This window comes from Acinetobacter seohaensis (assembly GCF_056431365.1).
The window spans coordinates 1-984 of record NZ_JBWKMK010000077.1 but is presented as its reverse complement, the minus strand read 5'-3'; the positions used below and the strand labels follow the sequence as shown (position 1 = coordinate 984).

Below are 984 nucleotides of genomic sequence, written 5' to 3'. Positions count from 1 at the left end.
GCATAGGTATCTACACAATTTCCATGTTTTGCGTTAAATTGAAGAGCATGCTCTTCAATTTTAACATCTCTCGCTTAGATCAGCGCCTTGTCAAACGTTACAACAACCTTGTTCAGTTCAATATGAATCCTCTTGCTTCACTTGCCCCTGCAATCAAAGATATTGCCTCTGCTCAAAAAAATAGTTTCGCAACGACGCAAGCTGTATGGCGGTTTTTAAATAATGATAAAATTTCATTTAAACAATTAAATGAACCTATTCAACAGCTTGCTTGTGATCAGATTAAGACATCGCTGCATCGCTATGCTTTAGTTATTCATGATTGGTCACAAATCCAATATGTGACACATCGTAATAAAACTCAAAAACTCCAAAGGACACATCAGTACGACTCAGGCTATGAATTACAAACGAGCTTACTTGTTGATGCTGCTTCTGGACTTCCTGTTGCTCCATTAGCTCAAACCCTTTCTAGTGCTTCAGGTTGCTATTCGACATTTAATGAGCAACAGACCGAACGTAAAACTCATTTAGACTCCCTTTCTGAACAAATACAAAAAGTTGAACAGTTTCCTCTTGAGAAAACCTGCGTACATATTATTGATCGTGAAGGAGATTCCATTGCTCATCTCAGGGAATTAAGCAGTCATGGTTTTCAATGGCTTATTCGAGCAAAGGAAGGCAATCGGATTGAGCATCAGGGTGAAATATGTAAAGTTGGAGAAGTTGCTGAACGTATCGAAATACAGCAAGTGAAACCCATTTCTTACAAGGGTAATCAACATATGCTTTATGTTGGAGAAACCAATGTTCGGCTTACCCGTGCTGCAAAATCAAATAAAAAAGATTCTTTAGGTCAAAGAGTTGCTCCTCAGAAAGGTGCTGCAATTGAGGCTAGACTGATTATTGCGGTGGTTAAAGATATTAATGATAAGACAGTTGCAAGATGGTCATTGATCAGCAATGTATCAACCGAGATTACCG

1 protein-coding gene is annotated in these 984 nt (G+C 38.5%); it reads left to right on the top strand.

Annotation, left to right across the window (positions count from 1 at the left end; all coding sequences use genetic code 11):
• Nucleotides 1-2: 2 nt before the first annotated feature.
• Nucleotides 3-984 (top strand): transposase (locus tag AC07E5_RS09725; protein WP_498625339.1); only part of this gene is annotated, 982 nt, incomplete at its 3' end.